The organism is Amycolatopsis sp. CA-230715, assembly GCF_018736145.1.
In the GTDB taxonomy this organism is placed as follows: domain Bacteria; phylum Actinomycetota; class Actinomycetes; order Mycobacteriales; family Pseudonocardiaceae; genus Amycolatopsis.
Map to the genome: position 1 here is coordinate 9,510,236 of NZ_CP059997.1, position 15,951 is coordinate 9,526,186.

Consider the following 15,951-nt stretch of genomic DNA (forward strand, 5'->3'; position numbering starts at 1 on the left):
CACGTCAGTGCCCGCAGGTGCGCCCCGGCGGGCACCAGGTTCCCGGCGTCACAAAAGGCATTCTGGAGTGATCACGCGAAGGAGTGGCATGCGAGCACACGAGCGGGATCGGCAGTCGCCTGAGTCACGGACGCCGGGGCAGCGGAGGACACCCACCGCCTCCGCCCACTCGCTCGCTGGAATGCAGCCCGGTGCGGCCAGTCCCGCGCAGTTCGTCGCACCGCAACGCGCGAGGCGGGGCGCACCTACCAGGTCGACCGGCACAACACCTGGGTCAGCTACGTGACCGCCCAACGCCGCCAGCACGCGTTGGCCAACTACCAGTTCTCCTCACCGAAGGAATGGTTCGCCGAAGCGTACGCCGCGTTCCACGGCCCGGACCGGCAAGCGCGCGATCGCCTGCACCCCCAGGTACGGGACTGGTTCGCGACACTACCCCGGCGGGTGCCGCCGGCAGCCGAAGACACTGAAGAGCCGTAGAGTCGACGGATGGACGCGCTCGGGATCTGCTTCACGGTGTGCGGCGGCATGTGCCTGGCGACCTGGCTGCTGTCGGTGGTGACGAAAGAGTATTCGTGGATCGACCGGATCTGGTCGGTCGTCCCGGTGGTCTACGTCGCCGTGTTCGCGGGCGCCGCGGGGTTCGCGGACGCGCGGCTCGACCTGATGCTCGCGCTGGTGTTCCTGTGGGGCGCGCGGCTGACGTTCAACTTCGCCCGCCGGGGTGGTTACGCGCCGGGCGGGGAAGACTACCGGTGGGCCGTGCTGCGCGAGCGGATGAAACCGTGGCAGTTCCAGGTGTTCAACCTCGGGTTCATCACCGTGTACCAGAACCTGCTGCTCCTGCTCATCACATTGCCCGCGCTCACCGCGCTCGACCACCGGTCGCCGTTCGGGACACTCGACACCGTCGCGGGCGCGGTCTTCCTGGCGCTGCTGGCCGGCGAGACGATCGCCGACCAGCAGCAGTGGACGTTCCAGCGCGGCAAGCACGCCGAGCTGGCCGCGGGACGGCAGCCGCGGGAGCGGTTCGTGCGGACCGGGCTCTTCCGGTACTCACGACACCCGAACTTCTTCTTCGAGCAGGCGCAGTGGTGGGTGGTGTTCCTGTTCGGCGCGATCGCGGCCGGGTCCGTTCTCCAGTGGACGGTGCTCGGCGCCGTACTGCTCACGCTGCTGTTCATCGGGTCGACGCGCTTCACCGAAAGCATCAGCGAAAGCCGCTACCCCGAATACGCCGACTACCGCCGCACGACCTCGGCGATCATCCCGTGGCCGCCACGGCACGGCACGCCGCTACCCGGCTGACAGCAGAATCAAGCGGTGGCGTCGCGCGGCAGGCCGAGCATGCGCTCGCCGATCACGTTCAGCTGGACCTCGGTGGTGCCGCCGTAGATCGTCATCGCGCGGCAGGCGATCACCTGGTCCATCCACTTGTCGCTCGGTTCGCCCCGGACCGAATGCACGCCGGCCACACCCAGTTCGGCGAGGCAGAACTCGGCGATCTGCTGCCCGAACCGCATGCTCAGCAGCTTCCCGACGCTTGAGGTGGTGCTGACGTCCACTCCGGACAGTTGCTTGAGGACGGTCCTGGCGCCGAGCAGGTCGAGCACCTGGTTCTCGCAGACGAACTCCCCGATCCGGTGCAGCGCGGTCGGATCGAGAGCGCGGCCGCCGGCGAACTTCAGCAGGTCCGCCAGCGTGGGGTAGGAGGCGTTGCCCCTGCCGAGCGCGACCCGCTCGCTGGACAGCGTCGCCCGCGCGACCGTCCAGCCCTCCCCCGGCGTGCCGACCACGCAGTCGTCCGGCACGAACACGTCGTCCAGGAACACCTCGTTGAACAGCTGCGAACCGGTCGCCTCGCGCAGCGGGCGCACGGTCACGCCCGGCGTGGACATGTCGAGGATGAAGTACGTGATTCCGTTGTGCTTCGGCGCTTCCGGGTCGGTACGGGCGATCAGCATGGCCCATTCGGCGAACTGGGCGACCGTGGTCCAGATCTTCTGGCCGTTGATCCGCCACCCGCCTTCCACGCGCTCCGCCTTGGTGGTCAGCGAGGCGAGATCGGACCCGGCGCCCGGCTCGGAGAAGAGCTGGCACCACACGACCTCACCGCGCAGGGTCGGCACCACGACGCGCTGCTTCTGCTCCTCGGTGCCGTAGGCGACGATCGGCGGGACCGCCCAGCCACCCATCAGCAGCTCCGGAAGCTGGATCCCGGCGCGCTTGAGCTCCTCGCCGATCACCACCTGCTCCAGCGGATCCGCGTCCCGGCCGTACGGTTTCGGCAGGTACGGCTGCACCCAGCCACCGTCGCCGAGCGCGACGAGCTGCGCCTCTTCGTCCAAAGTGGCTAATTCGGCCAGCTCGGCGCGAACGGTCTCGCGAACCGCCTCCGCACCGTCCGGCAGGTCGATGTGGATTTCCCGGCCGATACCGGAAAGCGCTTGCCGTGCAACGGATTCCGCCCACCGCGCGCTGCGACCGAGCAGCCCGCGCAGGGTCAGCGCACGGCGGTAGTACAGGTGCGCGTCGTGCTCCCAGGTGAACCCGATCCCGCCGAGCACCTGCACGCAGTCCGCCCCGCACCGCACGGCCGCGTCCGGCGCGACCACGGCGGCGACGGCGGCGGCGAAATCGGCGGAATCGTCACCGGCGTCCAGTGCGCGTGCGGCGTCCCAGACCACGGCACGGGCGCGCTCCAGCTCGACGCCCATCCCGGCGCACTTGTGCTTGACGCCCTGGAACTGGCCGATCGGGCGGCCGAACTGGACCCGCACCTTCGCGTACTCGGCCGCTGTCGAGGTGCACCACGACGCGACCCCGACCGCTTCGGCGCCCAGCACGACAGCCGCGATGGAGCGGACCCGCTCCTCGGTGAGCCCGTCGAGCACTCGCCCGGCGGGAACGGATACCTCCGAGGCCTCCACCGACGCCGATCGGCGGATCACGTCGAGGCTGTCCCGCTCGCGAACGTCCAAACCGGACTTGTCGAGCGCGATCCAGCGCAGTTCGCCGTCGATGTGCGCGGGAAGCACCAGCAGATCGGCGACCGCACCGCCGAGCACGCCGACGGTCGAGCCGGAAACCGTCACGCCGCCGTCGCCGGTGGTCACCTCCAGCGGATCCGCCAGCCCGATCCCGGCGGTGATCGACCCGTCGGCGAGGCCGGGCAGCAGTTCTTCCTTCGCCTTCGCGTCCGAGGCGGACAGCAGCGCCGACGCGAGCACGGTCGGCAGGAAGGGGCCGGGTTGCGCTGCCCTGCCCAGAGCTTCGAGCGCGACCGCCAGTTCCAGCAGGCCCGCGCCCTGCCCGCCGTGTTCCTCGGGGACGTGCAGGCCGAGCAGTCCCTGCCCGGCCAGTTCGCCCCAGAACGGCGGCAGGGCTTCCGCGCTCGCCTCCACCGCCGTCCGCAGCACGTCCTGGCCGAGGTGCCGTTCGGCGAATCCGCGCACGGAATCGGCGAGCGCGCTGTGCTCCTCGGTCAGGCCGAGGCCGAGCTCATACCCGTTGGTGGCCATGACTTTCTCCTCCTCAGACCCACTCGGCGAGTCGTTCGTCGATCCCGGCGACCGTCCACGGGCCGTCGGTCTCCACGGTGCGCTCACCCCGCCATCCGCTCAGCTCCGAGATCGCGCCGCCCTGCACGGAGAAGACCTTCCCGGTGAACGGGCACTTCTCGGTGCCGAGGTAGGCCACCATCGGCGCGATGTTGGCCGGGCTGAACGCGTCGAACTCGCCTTCTTCGACTTCCTGCGCGAACAGCGCGCCCATGCCGGGCGTGGCCAGGGTCAGGCGGGTGCGGGCGATCGGGGCGATCGCGTTGACGCGCACCCCGTAGCGCTCCAGTTCGTCAGCGGCGACCAGGGTCAGCGCGGCGATACCTGCCTTGGCCGCGCCGTAGTTCGCCTGACCGGCGTTGGGCATGAAGGTGCCGGACGCGGACGCGGTGTTGATCACCGACGCGCGCACCGTGTCGCCCGCCTTCGTCCGCGCCTTCCAGTACTCGGCGGCGTGGCGCAGCGGGGCGAAATGTCCCTTGAGGTGCACCGAAATGACCGCGTCCCACTGCGCCTCGGTCATCCCCGCGATGAAGGCGTCGCGCAGGATCCCCGCGTTGTTCACGAGCACGTCGAGCCCGCCGAACTCCGCCACCGCCTGCTCCACGAGCGACTTCGCCCCGTCCCAGTCGGCGACGTTGTCGGTGTTGGCGACCGCCTTCCCGCCCTCGGCGGCGATCTCCTCGACGACCTCCTGCGCGGGTCCGGCGTCCGAGCCTTCACCGTCGTTCCCGCCGCCGAGGTCGTTCACGACGACCGAGGCGCCTTCCTTCGCGAGCAGCAGCGCGTGCTCGCGGCCGATGCCCCTGCCCGCGCCGGTGACGATCGCGACGCGTCCGTCGAGTGCTCCCATGATGCGTTGTTCTCCTTGCTGCTACAGGGTTTCGGCTAAGCCGTCCTTGACGACGAGTTCACCGTCCACAGTGGTCTCGTACGCGAAACGGCCCTCGGTGCCGCGCCAGATGCGCGTGGTGATGTCCTGACCGGGCAGCACTGGTTTCGCGAACCGCACGGCGAGCCGTCGCAGGTTCTCCACCTTCGAGCCACCCACTTCGGTGAGCACCGCCCACGACGTGAACGCCATCGTGCACAGGCCGTGCGCGATGATGCCGGGCAGCCCGGACATCTTGGCCATCTCCTCGTCGAGGTGGATGGGCATCGGGTCACCGGACGCGGGCGAATACCGGAAGGTCTGGTCCTCGTCGACGTGGGCGACGACCTCCGCCGCCGGATCCGCGCCGCGCAACGACTCGTCGAACACGTGCGACGGCGCGGCCTCGCCGACCGAACGGCCCGCGTCCGCCTTGCGGAAGAACGCGGTCATCCACTGCTCGTTGACCAGTTCTCCCGCCGCGTCGGTGGTTTCGGTCTTCACCACCACCGCGGTGCCGTTCGGCTTGCCGGTGAACCCGATCGGCTTCGCGCGCGAGGTCAGCACGTCACCCGGGCGGATCGGGCGGTGGAACCGGAAGTCCTGCTCGCCGTGCACCAGCTTCGCCAGCAACTCCACCGGCGCGACCGATAGCGCGGCCGGGACGAGGGAGTTGAACACCGGCACGATCGCGAACACCGGCGACGCGATCGTGCCGTCGCGGTGCCGCTCGATCGGGTCGTTGGTGGCCTCGGCGTACTGGGCGAGCCGTTCGGCGGTCACCTCGAAGGTGTCCGGATCGCTCCACCGCCCGATCCCCGCTTCGTCGAAAGTGGGTTCGGACACGCCGATCAGGCCACCAGCTCGGCGAGCTTGGCGACGGACTTCTCCAGCTCGCCCTTGGTGCTCTTGCCCACCGCGGCGCCGATCGGCCCGACGATCATCTGCCCGGTGAACTCGGCGTCGATCTCCGCCTCACTGCCTTCGCCGACCGGCTTGACCGACAGCGTGAAGGCGACCTTGACCCCGGCCATCCCGGTGCCGCTGATCTTGAGCGAGTGCGGCGCGTCGTACTCGTCGACCGTCCACTCGATCTTGTTGGCCATGCCCATCACCGAAACCACCTCGGTGATCTTCGAGCCGAGGCCGACCTCGGCCGGCACCTCGCCGCTCCACTTCTGGTGGATGGTCAGCCATTCCTCGAACCGGCTGAGGTCCGAAACGGTGGCCCAGGTCTTCTCGGGCGTGCTCGGCAGCGCGACGGTGACGTTCACCTTGGTCATGACTCGGGTTCTCCTTCGTGACTTTCTCTGGTGGGACGGGGAAATCAGCGTTCGGCCGGCCGGTACGCGGTCACCACGACCGCGCCGCCGAGCCCGATGTTGTGCTGCAGTGCGACCGCGGCGCCGTCGACCTGGCGCTTGTTCGCGGTACCGCGGAGCTGCCAAGTCAGCTCGGCGCACTGCGCGAGACCGGTGGCGCCGAGCGGGTGGCCCTTCGAGATCAGCCCGCCCGAGGGGTTCACGACCCAGCGGCCGCCGTAGGTGGTGTCCCCGGCGTCCACGAGCTTCCCGCCTTCACCCTCGGCGCACAGGCCCAGTGCCTCGTAGGTGATCAGTTCGTTGGTGGAGAAGCAGTCGTGCAGCTCGATGACGTCCACATCGGACGGTTCGATGCCCGCCTGCTGGTAGACCTTGCGCGCGGCGGTCCTGGTCATGTCCGCGCCGACGAGGCTGATCGCGCTCTTGTCCGCGAACGTGCTCTCCAGGTCGGTGACCATCGACTGGCCGACGATCTCCACCGCCTGCGCGGCCAGCCCGTTCTTCTCCACGAAGGACTCGCTGGCGATGATCGCCGCGCCGCTGCCGTCCGAGGTCGGCGAGCACTGCAACTTGGTCAGCGGGTCGTAGACCGGCTTGGCCGCGAGGATCTCCTCGAGCGTGTACTCGTCCTGGAACTGGGCGTACGGGTTGTTCACCGAGTGCTTGTGGTTCTTCACGCCGATCTTCGCGAACTGCTCGGCCGTGGTCCCGTAGCGCTCCATGTGCTCGCGGCCCGCCGCGCCGAACATGTAGGGCGCCGGCGGCATCGCGAACTCCTGCAGCTCCGCGAGCGCGAGCAGGTGCTTCATCATCGGCTGCTCGCGGTCCTCGTAGGTCGCGCCGAGCGAACCGGGCTGCATCTTCTCGAAGCCGAGCGCCAGCGCGCACTCCGCGCTCCCGCTGCGCACCGCCTGCGTCGCCAAGAACAGCGCCGTCGATCCGGTCGAGCAGTTGTTGTTCACGTTGACCACCGGGATCCCGGTGAGACCGAGTTCGTAGACCGCGCGCTGTCCCGACGTCGACTCGCCGTAGACGTAGCCGACGTAGGCCTGCTCGATCCGCGCGTACTCGATCCCGGCGTCGGCGAGCGCGTTCGTGCCCGACTCCTTCGCCATCTGGGGGTAGTCCCAGTCCTCGCGCCGCCCCGGCTTCTCGAACTTCGTCATGCCGACGCCGATCACATACGCCTTACCGCTCACTTGGCCTCCTCGCTTGGCGCCATCTACCTGAGACAGTGTGTATCACTCACTTGTGTGTGACAAGGTGTATCGGATATTTTTTCGATCAGTAAACTGACCCGATGTTCAACGCGGCGAAGGACGGCACCGGACTCGCAGACGACGTGGACGGGCGCTCGACCCGCTGGGACGCGCACAACGCCCAGCGGCGGCTGGAGGTGCTCGACGCCGCCATCGCGGCCATCGAGGAGGAGAGCCCGAAGGTCGGCGTCAAGCGGATCGCGGAACGGGTCGGCGTGCCGAGGCCGGTGGTGTACCGGCACTTCAAGGACCGCGCCGATCTCGACGAGCAGATCAGGGCGCGCATCATCGAGTCGCTGATGGCCGAGCTGGCGCCGACGCTGCGCCCGGACGGCACGGTCACCGAAGCGATCCGCCACGCCGTGGACACCTACCTCGGCTGGATCGATCGGCACCCCCGGCTGCACGCCTTCCTCGGCAGCCCCGCCCACGGCAAGTCGCGCGTCGTCGCGGGCACGAAGACGGCCATCGCCATCCAGGCGGGCGAACTGTTCTCCGCGGTGCTCACCCGGTTCGGCAAGGACACCGGCACGGCACCGTCGCTCGCGGTGGGCCTGGTCGGTTTCGTCGACGCCACGGTCAACCGGTGGCTCGCCGACAAGCGCCGCCCCTTCAGCGGCGCCGAACTCGCCGAGTTCCTGACGATCTCGATCTGGTCGCTGATGGACGGGCACCTGCGCGCGCAGGACGTGCACATCGATCCACATCGGACGGTCGAGGACCTGCTCGGCGAGGGCTGAGCTTGCCCGGCGCCCGAGCCGCGTGCCACAGTACCTGTGACAACCTGTCTCAGACACTTGGGCGTGGAGCGGTCATGACCACCTATTTCGTCACCGGCGCGAGCACCGTGCTCGGCAGGAACCTGATCTCGTTGCTGCTGCGGCGCGGGGACTGCGAGACCGTGTACGCGCTGGCCCGGCCTCGCGCCTTCGACCGCTTGCGACGAGCGGCACCGGACGAAGCGCGGTTCGTGCCGCTCGCCGGTGACCTCGGCGAACCGGGCCTCGGCGGCGAGATGCCCGCGAACGTGGACCACGTCGTGCATCTCTCCACGACCGGTGTGGCGAACGCGCTCGCGTTCGCGCGTACGGCCGGGGCTAAGGCGTTCCACCAGCTCTCTCCGTCCACAAAGGACGAAGCGCTGCTGCGCGGGCAGGACGACGTGCCCGTGCGGTTCTACCGGCCGTCGGCGATGCTCGGCGACTCGCGCACCGGTGAGCCCGCTGGGGAAGGCGACCTGCTCGCCCTCGTGTCGCGGCTGTCCAGGATCCCGAGCGGGCTCCCGCTGGCGGCGCCGGATCTCGGCCTCGCGGACGTGGTTCCCGCCGATCACGTCGCCGCCGTGCTCGACCACCTGATCCACCACGACGCCCCGTCCGGGACCAGCTATCCGATCCTGGCGGCCGAACCCCTGCCGGTGCACGAGGTCTACAACGCCTTCGCCGAAGCAGCGGGCGCGCCGAAGGTCGTCGTCACTGCACCGCGCGCGCTCGCAGCGGGCGGTGCCGCCGCGCTCCGGCTCGCCGATCGGCTTCGCCTGCTCCGTGCGACCAGGAAGGCCGTGCTGTCGGAAATCGGGCTCTCGTGGGAAACCCTGGCCCGCTGGCGACGCGACGCGGCCATCGACGACACCGCGACCCGCGAAGCGCTCGCGGGAAGCGGGCTCTCCGCACCGCCGCTGCGCGACTACGCGCACACGATCTACCGGTACTGGGCGGCGAACGTCGACCCGGACCGGGTCCGGCGCTCCCGGCGGCGGAAGTCCTTGGCAGGCAGGCGGATCCTGATCACCGGGGCGTCCACCGGGATCGGCCGCCACACCGCGCTACGGGTCGCCCGCGAAGGCGCGCACGTCCTGCTGGTCGCGCGGCGCGCCGACGAACTCGCCGCGCTGCAAGCCGAAATCGCCCGCCACGGCGGCACCGCGTTGTCCTACCCGTGCGATCTCACCGACGGCGACGCGGTCGACGCGCTGGTCAAGGAGGTGCTCGGCGAGCACGACGGCGTGGACGTGCTGGTGAACAACGCGGGCAGGTCGATCCGGCGCTCGGTGATCGACGCGACCGACCGGCTGCACGACTACGAGCGGACGATGGCGGTCAACTACTTCGCCGCCGTCCGGCTCACCCTCGGCCTGCTGCCGTCGATGCGGGAACGGCGCGACGGGCACATCGTGAACGTCACCACGCAGGGCCTGCAGAACCACACCCCGCGGTTTTCGGCTTATCTGGCCTCGAAGGCGGCGCTCGACGAGTTCGGGGTGGTCAGCGGGCGCGAACTGCTTTCGCACGGCATCACGTTCAGCTCGGTGAAGCTGCCGCTGGTGAGCACCGACATGACCGCGCCGTCCGAGCGCTTCGACGCGTTCGGCGCGCTGCCCCTGATGACCGTCGAACGCGCGGCTTCCTTGGTGCACAAGGCGATCGTGACCCGGAAGGAAACCGTGTCGGTGCTGCTGCCGTTCGGCGCGCACGCGGAACTGGCCGCGCTCGTCGCCCCGCGCACCACGCGCGCGCTCGGCCACCTGATCGGGCACGAGAGCATGCCGGGACGGGCTGGCGACCGCGCGGGGCTCCCGGCGGTCGCCGCGGCCGTCACGCGGATGGTGTGGCGGCGCTGGTAGAGGTCCCGGTCGCGCGGGACTCGTACCCTTCCCGCTCCGCCGAATCCGCGCCGTCGACGAGCGCGGTGTCACCGCCGGCGAGGCGGATCGCCCAGTCCGCGGTCCGCCTCGGCACCATCCGCTGCGCCCTGGTCAGGAAGTTGAGCCTGCGCGGCACGAACACCTCGAAGCGCGGCCGTTCCAGTGCCCGCGCGATCGCTTCGGCGACCTGTTCGGCCGTCACCGGCGGGAGGAACGGCATCTCGTGCAGGCCCGAGATCAGCTCCGTGCGGACCATCGCGGGCATCACGACGCTGATCTCCACCCCGCTCCCCCGCAGTTCCCCGTTGACCGCCTCGGAGAACCCGACCACCCCGAACTTGGTGGCGCAGTACGTGGAACTGTTGGGAAACCCGATCTTCCCCGCGGCCGAGGCCACGTTGACCACGTGCCCGGTGCCCTTCGGCAGCATCCTGGCCACCGCCTCGCGCGTCCCGTGGATCACCGAGTGCAGGTTCAGCTCCAGTTGGCGCACCGTGGTTTCCGGTGACTCGCGGGTGAGCGTCGCGAGCGGCATGATGCCCGCGTTGTTGACCAGGACGTCGATCCGGCCGTGCGTGCGTTCGACCTCGCCCAGGAACGCCGAGAACGCGGCGTGGTCGGTGACGTCGAGCGCGTGCCCCGATGCCTTGTCCCCCAGGCTTTTCGCGGTCGCCTCCGCCAGCGCGCCATCGAGATCGGCGAGCACCACCGTGGCACCGCGGGAGCGCAGTGCGGCCGCTGTGGCGGCGCCGATCCCCCTCGCGCCTCCCGTGATGACGACGATCTTCCCGTCGACGGACCTGCGTGCCATGGCGCCTCTTTTCTTTCCGTTCTCCTGTGGACGGTCAAGCGACCCGGAAGTGCGCGGGCACCGGCTCGGCGAGCATTCCGCGGTGGACCGCGGGCGTCCACGGCCACAGCTCGGGTACGCCGTCCGCGCCGAGGTACCAGCTGTCGCACCCGGTGGTCCACACCGTCGACGGCATCGCTTCGCGAAGCGCGGTGTTGAACTCGTCGCCCGCTTCGGCGGTCGGTACGACGGAGGACACCTCGCCCGCGCGCATGCGTTCGAGCCAGCGCAGCACGTAGTCCGCCTGCGTCTCGGCGATCGCGATGAGCGAATGGTTGCCGATCGGGCTGTGCGGGCCGATCAGGGTGAAGAAGTTCGGGAACCCCGGTACCGCCACGGTCCGGTAGCCGCGCGGGCCGTCACTCCACGCCTCGTCGAGCGTGCGCCCGCCTTCGCCGGTCAGTTCCATCGGCCGCAGGAACGCGTGCGCGTCGAACCCGGTCGCGTACACGATCACGTCGGCCTCGTGCAGGCGCCCGTCGGTCGTCCTGATCCCGTTTCCTTCGATCCGCTCGATCCCCGCGGTGACGAGATCGACGTCCTTCCGGCGCACCGCGGGGTAGAACGCCGCGGACATGATCAGGCGCTTGCACATCGGATCGTCGGGCGGGGTGAGCTTTTCGCGCAGGCGGCGGTCCGGGATCGCCATGCGCAGGTACGACCGGCACACCGCGGCGACACCGGAGCGCTGCCAGCCCGTTTCGACCGCCGCCTTGCCGAAGATCTGCTCCATGATCGTCTGGTAGGCCCGGTAGCTCAGGCGGTTCAGCTTCGGCGCACTGGACAGCGCCGCCCTCGACGCAGCGCTGTAGGGCAGTCGCGGCAGCGGCAGGATCCACTGCGCGGTGCGCTGGAACAGCTTGAGCGGTGCCGCCACCCCGGCCAGCGCGGAGGTGATCTGGACGCCGGTCGACCCGGTGCCGATCACCGCCACTTTCTTGCCGCGCAAGGAAACCGAATGGTCCCAGCGCGCCGAGTGGAACGACGCACCCTCGAAGGTCTCCATGCCGGGGAAGGCCGGCGTCTTCGGCTCGCGCAGGATGCCGGTGGCCGCGATCAGCACGTCGGCGTGGTCGGTTCCGCCGTCCGCGGTGCGCAGGCGGTAGCGGCGGCCGTCCCACACGGCTTCGGTGACGGCGGACCGGAACCGGATGTGCGGGCGGATCCCCAGCTCCGCCGAGGACCGGACGAAGTAGCGCTGGATTTCCGGGCCAGGCGCGAAGTTCCGGGTCCACGCCGGGTTGGGCGCGAACGAGAACGAGTAGAACCGCGCGGGCACGTCGCAGCTCAGGCCGGGGTAGGTGTTGTCGCGCCAGGTGCCGCCGACCTCGTCCGCCCGCTCGTGGACGACGAAATCGTCGAAACCGGCCCGCCGCAGCTTCGCGGCCATGCACAGCCCGGCCATCCCGGCCCCGACGATCGCCACGCGGGGTGTGCCCGTCACCATCTCCACGTCTTCACGGTAGGAAGGCATCCCGGCACGTTCCATGTTTCAATCGGTCAGCGACTTGTTCGAATCGGTCACGGAGGGGACGGCATGCCGAGCTGGGACTTCCCGCGCAGCCCGGTGGGCGCCCGGCTGCTGCTGGTCCGCACCGGTGTCGAACGCGGGCTGACCGTGGACCAGTGCCTCGCGGGCACCGGCCTGTCCGAACGCGATCTCGACGAGGCCGAACGGATCGAGGCGTCGCAGGAGCTGCGCACCGGGCGGAACCTCGTGCGGCGGCTCGGCGATCTTCCCGGCCTCGGCGTCCAGGCCGGTGCCGGGTACACCCTCGGCACCGTCGGCGTCTGGGGTTTCGCGCTGCTCACCAGCCCGACCTGGGGCGACGCCGTCGAGGTCGGGGTGCGCTACTTCCGTCTCACCACCGCGTTCGTCCGCCCCGAACTGCGCCGCGACACCGGGCGGACGCTGCTGCTCCTGCACGACGGCGAACTTCCCACCGACGTCAGGAACCTGCTCGTGGAGCGCGATCTCGCGGCCACCGCGGCACTCGTGACACTGCTGATCCCCGAACTGCCCGACCTCACGATGGACACCACGCTGACCGAGGCCGGGGTGGCCGCGCTGGCGACCGTGCTGCCCGGCGTCGAAATCCGGGGCGGTCAGCCGGAAAACCTCGTGGCACTACCCGACTCCGTGCTCGCCACGCCCCTGCCCCAAGCCGACGAAACCACCTGGGACACCTGCAAACGCCAGTGCCAGGCGCTGCTGGAGGCGACCACCAGGCTCACCGGCGTCGCCGCCCGCGTCCGCGCCGCACTGCTCGCCCATCCCGAGCGCAACGTCACCATGGACGAGATCGCCGCCGACCTGCACCACGACATCCGCACGCTGCGCCGCCGCCTCGCCGACGACGGCACGTCGTTCCGCGCGATCAAGGCGGACGTCCACCGGACACTGGCGCTGGAAATGCTCGGCACCGTCGGGCTCACCGTCGCGCAGGTCTCCCAGCGGCTCGGCTACTCCGACCCGGCCGCCTTCAGCCACGCCTTCACCCGGTGGACCGGTTCGCCACCAAGGGATTTCCGCCGCTAGTCCGAAGTGGACGATGCCCCGAAGGTGACCTTCAGGGCATCTAGCGCCCCGAAAGCCACTTTCGGGGCACGCGGGACGAAGCCGAGTGTCCGAAATGGACGCGGCTCCCGGGAACGGGATTCCCGGGAGCCGCGCTTCATCTCAGGCCAGGTCGAACCGGTCGAGGTTCATGACCTTGTCCCACGCGGAAACGAAGTCGCGCACGAACTTCTCCTTCGCGTCGTCGCTCGCGTAGACCTCCGCGAGCGCGCGCAGTTCGGAGTTCGAGCCGAAGAGCAGGTCGACCCGGCTCCCGGTCCACTTCACCTCACCGGTGGCGCGGTCGCGGCCCTCGAACGACTCCGCGGTCGAGCTGTCGGCGCCGTTGTCGGAGAGCGCCTTCCACTCCGTGCCCATGTCGAGCAGGTTCACAAAGAAGTCGTTGGTCAGCGACCCCGGCGTCGAGGTGAACACGCCCTGCGCGGACTGCCCGTGGTTCGCACCGAGCACCCGCAGGCCGCCGACCAGGACGGTCATCTCCGGCGCGCTCAGGTTCAGCAGGTTCGCGCGGTCCACGAGCAGGTACTCCGACGGCAGCCGGTGGCCCTTGCCGCGGTAGTTCCGGAACCCGTCGGAGGTGGGCTCCAACGGCGCGAACGAGTCCGCGTCGGTCTGCTCCGCCGAAGCGTCCGTGCGCCCCGGGGTGAACGGGACCCGCACGTCGACACCGGCGTCCTTGGCCGCCTTCTCCACGGCGGCAACGCCGCCGAGCACGATGAGGTCGGCGAGCGAGACCTTCTTGCCGCCGGTCTGCGCGCTGTTGAAGGACTCCTGGACGCCCTCCAGCGCGCGCAGCGCCTGCGCCAGGTTGTCGGGCTCGTTGACCTCCCAGCCGCGCTGCGGCTCCAGCCGGATGCGCGCACCGTTCGCGCCACCGCGCTTGTCACTGCCGCGGAAGGTCGAAGCCGACGCCCACGCCGTGGAAACGAGCTGCGACACGGAAAGCCCCGAGTCGAGGAGCTTCGCCTTGAGGGCCGCGATGTCCGCGTCGTCGACCAGTTCGTGATCGACGGCGGGCACCGGGTCCTGCCAGATCAGCGTTTCCCGCGGCACCAGCGGGCCGAGGTAGCGCTGGATCGGGCCCATGTCGCGGTGCGTCAGCTTGAACCAGGCCCGCGCGAACGCGTCCGCGAACTGGTCCGGGTTCTCGTAGAACCGCCGCGAGATCTGCTCGTAGACCGGGTCGAACCGCAGCGCCAGGTCGGTGGTGAGCATGCTCGGCGCGCGGTTGAGCTTGCCGTCCTCCGGGTCGGGAACGGTGTTCTTCGCCTTGCCGTCCTTCGGCGTCCACTGGTTGGCGCCGGCCGGGCTTTTCGTCAGCTCCCACTCGTACTCGAACAGGTTGTGGAAGAACCAGTTGCTCCACTGGGTCGGCGTCGGGGTCCAGGTGACCTCGAGCCCGCTCGTGATCGCGTCACGGCCCTTGCCGCTACCGAAGCTGTTCTTCCAGCCGAGCCCCTGCTCCTCGAGCGGCGCGCCCTCGGGCTCCGGGCCGACGTACTTGTCGGCGTCAGCCGCACCGTGGGTCTTGCCGAAGGAGTGCCCGCCCGCGATGAGCGCGACGGTCTCTTCGTCGTTCATCGCCATGCGGCCGAAGGTCTCGCGGATGTCCCTCGCCGCGGCGAGCGGGTCCGGGTTCCCGTTCGGGCCTTCGGGGTTGACGTAGATGAGCCCCATCTGGACGGCGGCGAGCGGGTTCTCCAGGTTCCGGTCACCGCTGTAGCGCTCGTCGCCGAGCCAGGTGCGCTCGGGACCCCAGTAGACGTCCTCGTCCGGCTCCCAGACGTCGGCGCGGCCACCGGCGTAGCCGAAGGTCTTGAAGCCCATCGTCTCCAGCGCGCGGTTGCCCGCGAAGATCATCAGGTCGGCCCACGAGATCTTGCGGCCGTACTTCTTCTTCACCGGCCACAGCAGGCGGCGCGCCTTGTCCAGGCTCGCGTTGTCCGGCCAGCTGTTCAGCGGCGCGAAGCGCTGCATGCCGGCGCCCGCGCCCCCGCGGCCGTCGTCGATGCGGTAGGTGCCCGCGCTGTGCCACGCCATGCGGATGAACAGCGGGCCGTAGTGGCCGAAGTCGGCGGGCCACCAGTCCTGCGAATCGGTCATGATCGCGTCGACGTCGCGCGCCAGCTCGTCGAGGTCGACCGACAGGAATTCCTTGCCGTAGTCGAAGTCCTCCGCCATCGGGTTCGCCACCGCGGGATGCTTGCGGAGGATCTTCAGGTTGAGCTGGTTCGGCCACCACTCGTTGTTCGCCCCGCCCTCGGTGGGGTGCTTGAAACGCCCGGCCGAGACCGGGCAGCCGCCCGCGCTCTCCTCGTTCATCTCGCCAACAACGGCGTCAGGGCTGTCAGACACGGAAGTCCTTTCGGGATCGGAACGGATGCTCAGGATGTGAGCGCGGTGGTGGTGCACCCGGGGCACAGGCCCCAGAAGACGACCTCGGCCTCGTCGATGGTGAAGCCGTGATCATCGGAGGCAGTCAAGCAGGGTGCCGGACCGACGGCGCAGTCGACGTCCTCGATCGCGCCGCACGACCGGCACACCACGTGGTGGTGGTTGTCCCCCACGCGTGCTTCGTAGCGGGCGACCGACCCGGGCGGCTGGATGCGCCTCAGCAGCCCGGCCGCGGTCAGCGCGCGCAGCACGTCGTAGACGGCCTGGTGGGACACCTCGCCGAGCGCGCGGCGGACCACCCCGATGATCGAGTCCGTGTCGGCGTGCGAATGTTCGTGCACCGCGGACAGCACTGCCACTCGCGGACGCGTCACACGCAGCGCTGCCCCGCGCAGCATGCTCTCGAAGTCCGGAGTCGACGACACGTCCGGCAGTCTTGCCCATTTTCTGGAATGAATCAAGTTCACACGCCG

14 protein-coding genes are annotated in these 15,951 nt (G+C 69.8%); 5 read left to right on the forward strand and 9 right to left on the reverse strand.

What is annotated here, in order from left to right; all coding sequences use genetic code 11:
- The first annotated feature begins 282 nt into the window (after positions 1–282).
- Both HUW46_RS43965 and HUW46_RS43970 read left to right on the forward strand, forming a co-directional pair.
- Entirely contained in the window at positions 283–480 is a 198-nt protein-coding gene (locus HUW46_RS43965) for a hypothetical protein (protein WP_215544557.1), read from the forward strand.
- Between the two features lie 9 nt (positions 481–489).
- Positions 490–1,308, forward strand: a complete 819-nt coding sequence (locus HUW46_RS43970; RefSeq protein ID WP_215544558.1) for a DUF1295 domain-containing protein — start codon at positions 490–492, stop codon at positions 1,306–1,308.
- 8 nt (positions 1,309–1,316) lie between these two features.
- Here the strand turns inward: HUW46_RS43970 and HUW46_RS43975 are convergent, their stop codons facing one another.
- Genes HUW46_RS43975 through HUW46_RS43995 form a run of 5 tightly spaced genes read right to left on the reverse strand, consistent with a single transcriptional unit; the run spans position 1,317 to position 6,952 of the window.
- The gene (locus tag HUW46_RS43975; RefSeq protein WP_215544559.1) at positions 1,317–3,521 is read right to left on the reverse strand and encodes an acyl-CoA dehydrogenase; all 2,205 of its coding nucleotides are present in this window, start codon (positions 3,519–3,521) and stop codon (positions 1,317–1,319) included.
- A gap of 13 nt (positions 3,522–3,534) precedes the next feature.
- On the reverse strand, positions 3,535–4,413 hold the full coding sequence (locus HUW46_RS43980) for an SDR family oxidoreductase (RefSeq protein WP_215544560.1): 879 nt from the start codon (positions 4,411–4,413) through the stop codon (positions 3,535–3,537).
- A 21-nt stretch (positions 4,414–4,434) separates the two neighbouring features.
- Complete coding sequence (locus tag HUW46_RS43985) at positions 4,435–5,277, reverse strand: MaoC/PaaZ C-terminal domain-containing protein (protein WP_215544561.1); 843 nt, start codon at positions 5,275–5,277, stop codon at positions 4,435–4,437.
- 5 nt (positions 5,278–5,282) lie between these two features.
- On the reverse strand, positions 5,283–5,714 hold the full coding sequence (locus HUW46_RS43990) for a type II toxin-antitoxin system Rv0910 family toxin (protein WP_215544562.1): 432 nt from the start codon (positions 5,712–5,714) through the stop codon (positions 5,283–5,285).
- A gap of 44 nt (positions 5,715–5,758) precedes the next feature.
- Positions 5,759–6,952: a lipid-transfer protein gene (locus HUW46_RS43995; RefSeq protein WP_215544563.1), complete on the reverse strand. Its 1,194-nt coding sequence runs from the start codon at positions 6,950–6,952 to the stop codon at positions 5,759–5,761.
- Positions 6,953–7,053: 101 nt separating this feature from the next.
- Between HUW46_RS43995 and HUW46_RS44000 the strand changes: the two genes are divergently transcribed.
- Entirely contained in the window at positions 7,054–7,752 is a 699-nt protein-coding gene (locus HUW46_RS44000; RefSeq protein ID WP_215544564.1) for a TetR/AcrR family transcriptional regulator, read from the forward strand.
- 74 nt (positions 7,753–7,826) lie between these two features.
- Complete coding sequence (locus tag HUW46_RS44005; protein WP_215544565.1) at positions 7,827–9,635, forward strand: SDR family NAD(P)-dependent oxidoreductase; 1,809 nt, start codon at positions 7,827–7,829, stop codon at positions 9,633–9,635.
- On the opposite strand, the gene HUW46_RS44010 is transcribed toward HUW46_RS44005, so the two are convergent.
- Complete coding sequence (locus HUW46_RS44010; RefSeq protein WP_215544566.1) at positions 9,607–10,467, reverse strand: SDR family oxidoreductase; 861 nt, start codon at positions 10,465–10,467, stop codon at positions 9,607–9,609. The genes HUW46_RS44005 and HUW46_RS44010 overlap by 29 nt on opposite strands.
- Before the next feature lie 34 nt (positions 10,468–10,501).
- Positions 10,502–11,953 (reverse strand): flavin-containing monooxygenase, encoded by a 1,452-nt coding sequence (locus HUW46_RS44015; protein WP_215550471.1) that lies wholly within the window; start codon positions 11,951–11,953, stop codon positions 10,502–10,504.
- 90 nt (positions 11,954–12,043) lie between these two features.
- Here HUW46_RS44015 and HUW46_RS44020 point away from each other — a divergent pair, with 90 nt between their 5' ends.
- Positions 12,044–13,045: an AraC family transcriptional regulator gene (locus HUW46_RS44020; protein WP_215544567.1), complete on the forward strand. Its 1,002-nt coding sequence runs from the start codon at positions 12,044–12,046 to the stop codon at positions 13,043–13,045.
- Between the two features lie 141 nt (positions 13,046–13,186).
- On the opposite strand, the gene katG is transcribed toward HUW46_RS44020, so the two are convergent.
- Together katG and HUW46_RS44030 are read right to left on the reverse strand one after the other, a co-directional pair.
- Positions 13,187–15,439, reverse strand: a complete 2,253-nt coding sequence (gene katG / locus HUW46_RS44025) for a catalase/peroxidase HPI (protein WP_254125553.1) — start codon at positions 15,437–15,439, stop codon at positions 13,187–13,189.
- A gap of 29 nt (positions 15,440–15,468) precedes the next feature.
- Positions 15,469–15,903 (reverse strand): Fur family transcriptional regulator, encoded by a 435-nt coding sequence (locus HUW46_RS44030; RefSeq protein WP_215544568.1) that lies wholly within the window; start codon positions 15,901–15,903, stop codon positions 15,469–15,471.
- Positions 15,904–15,951: the final 48 nt, after the last annotated feature.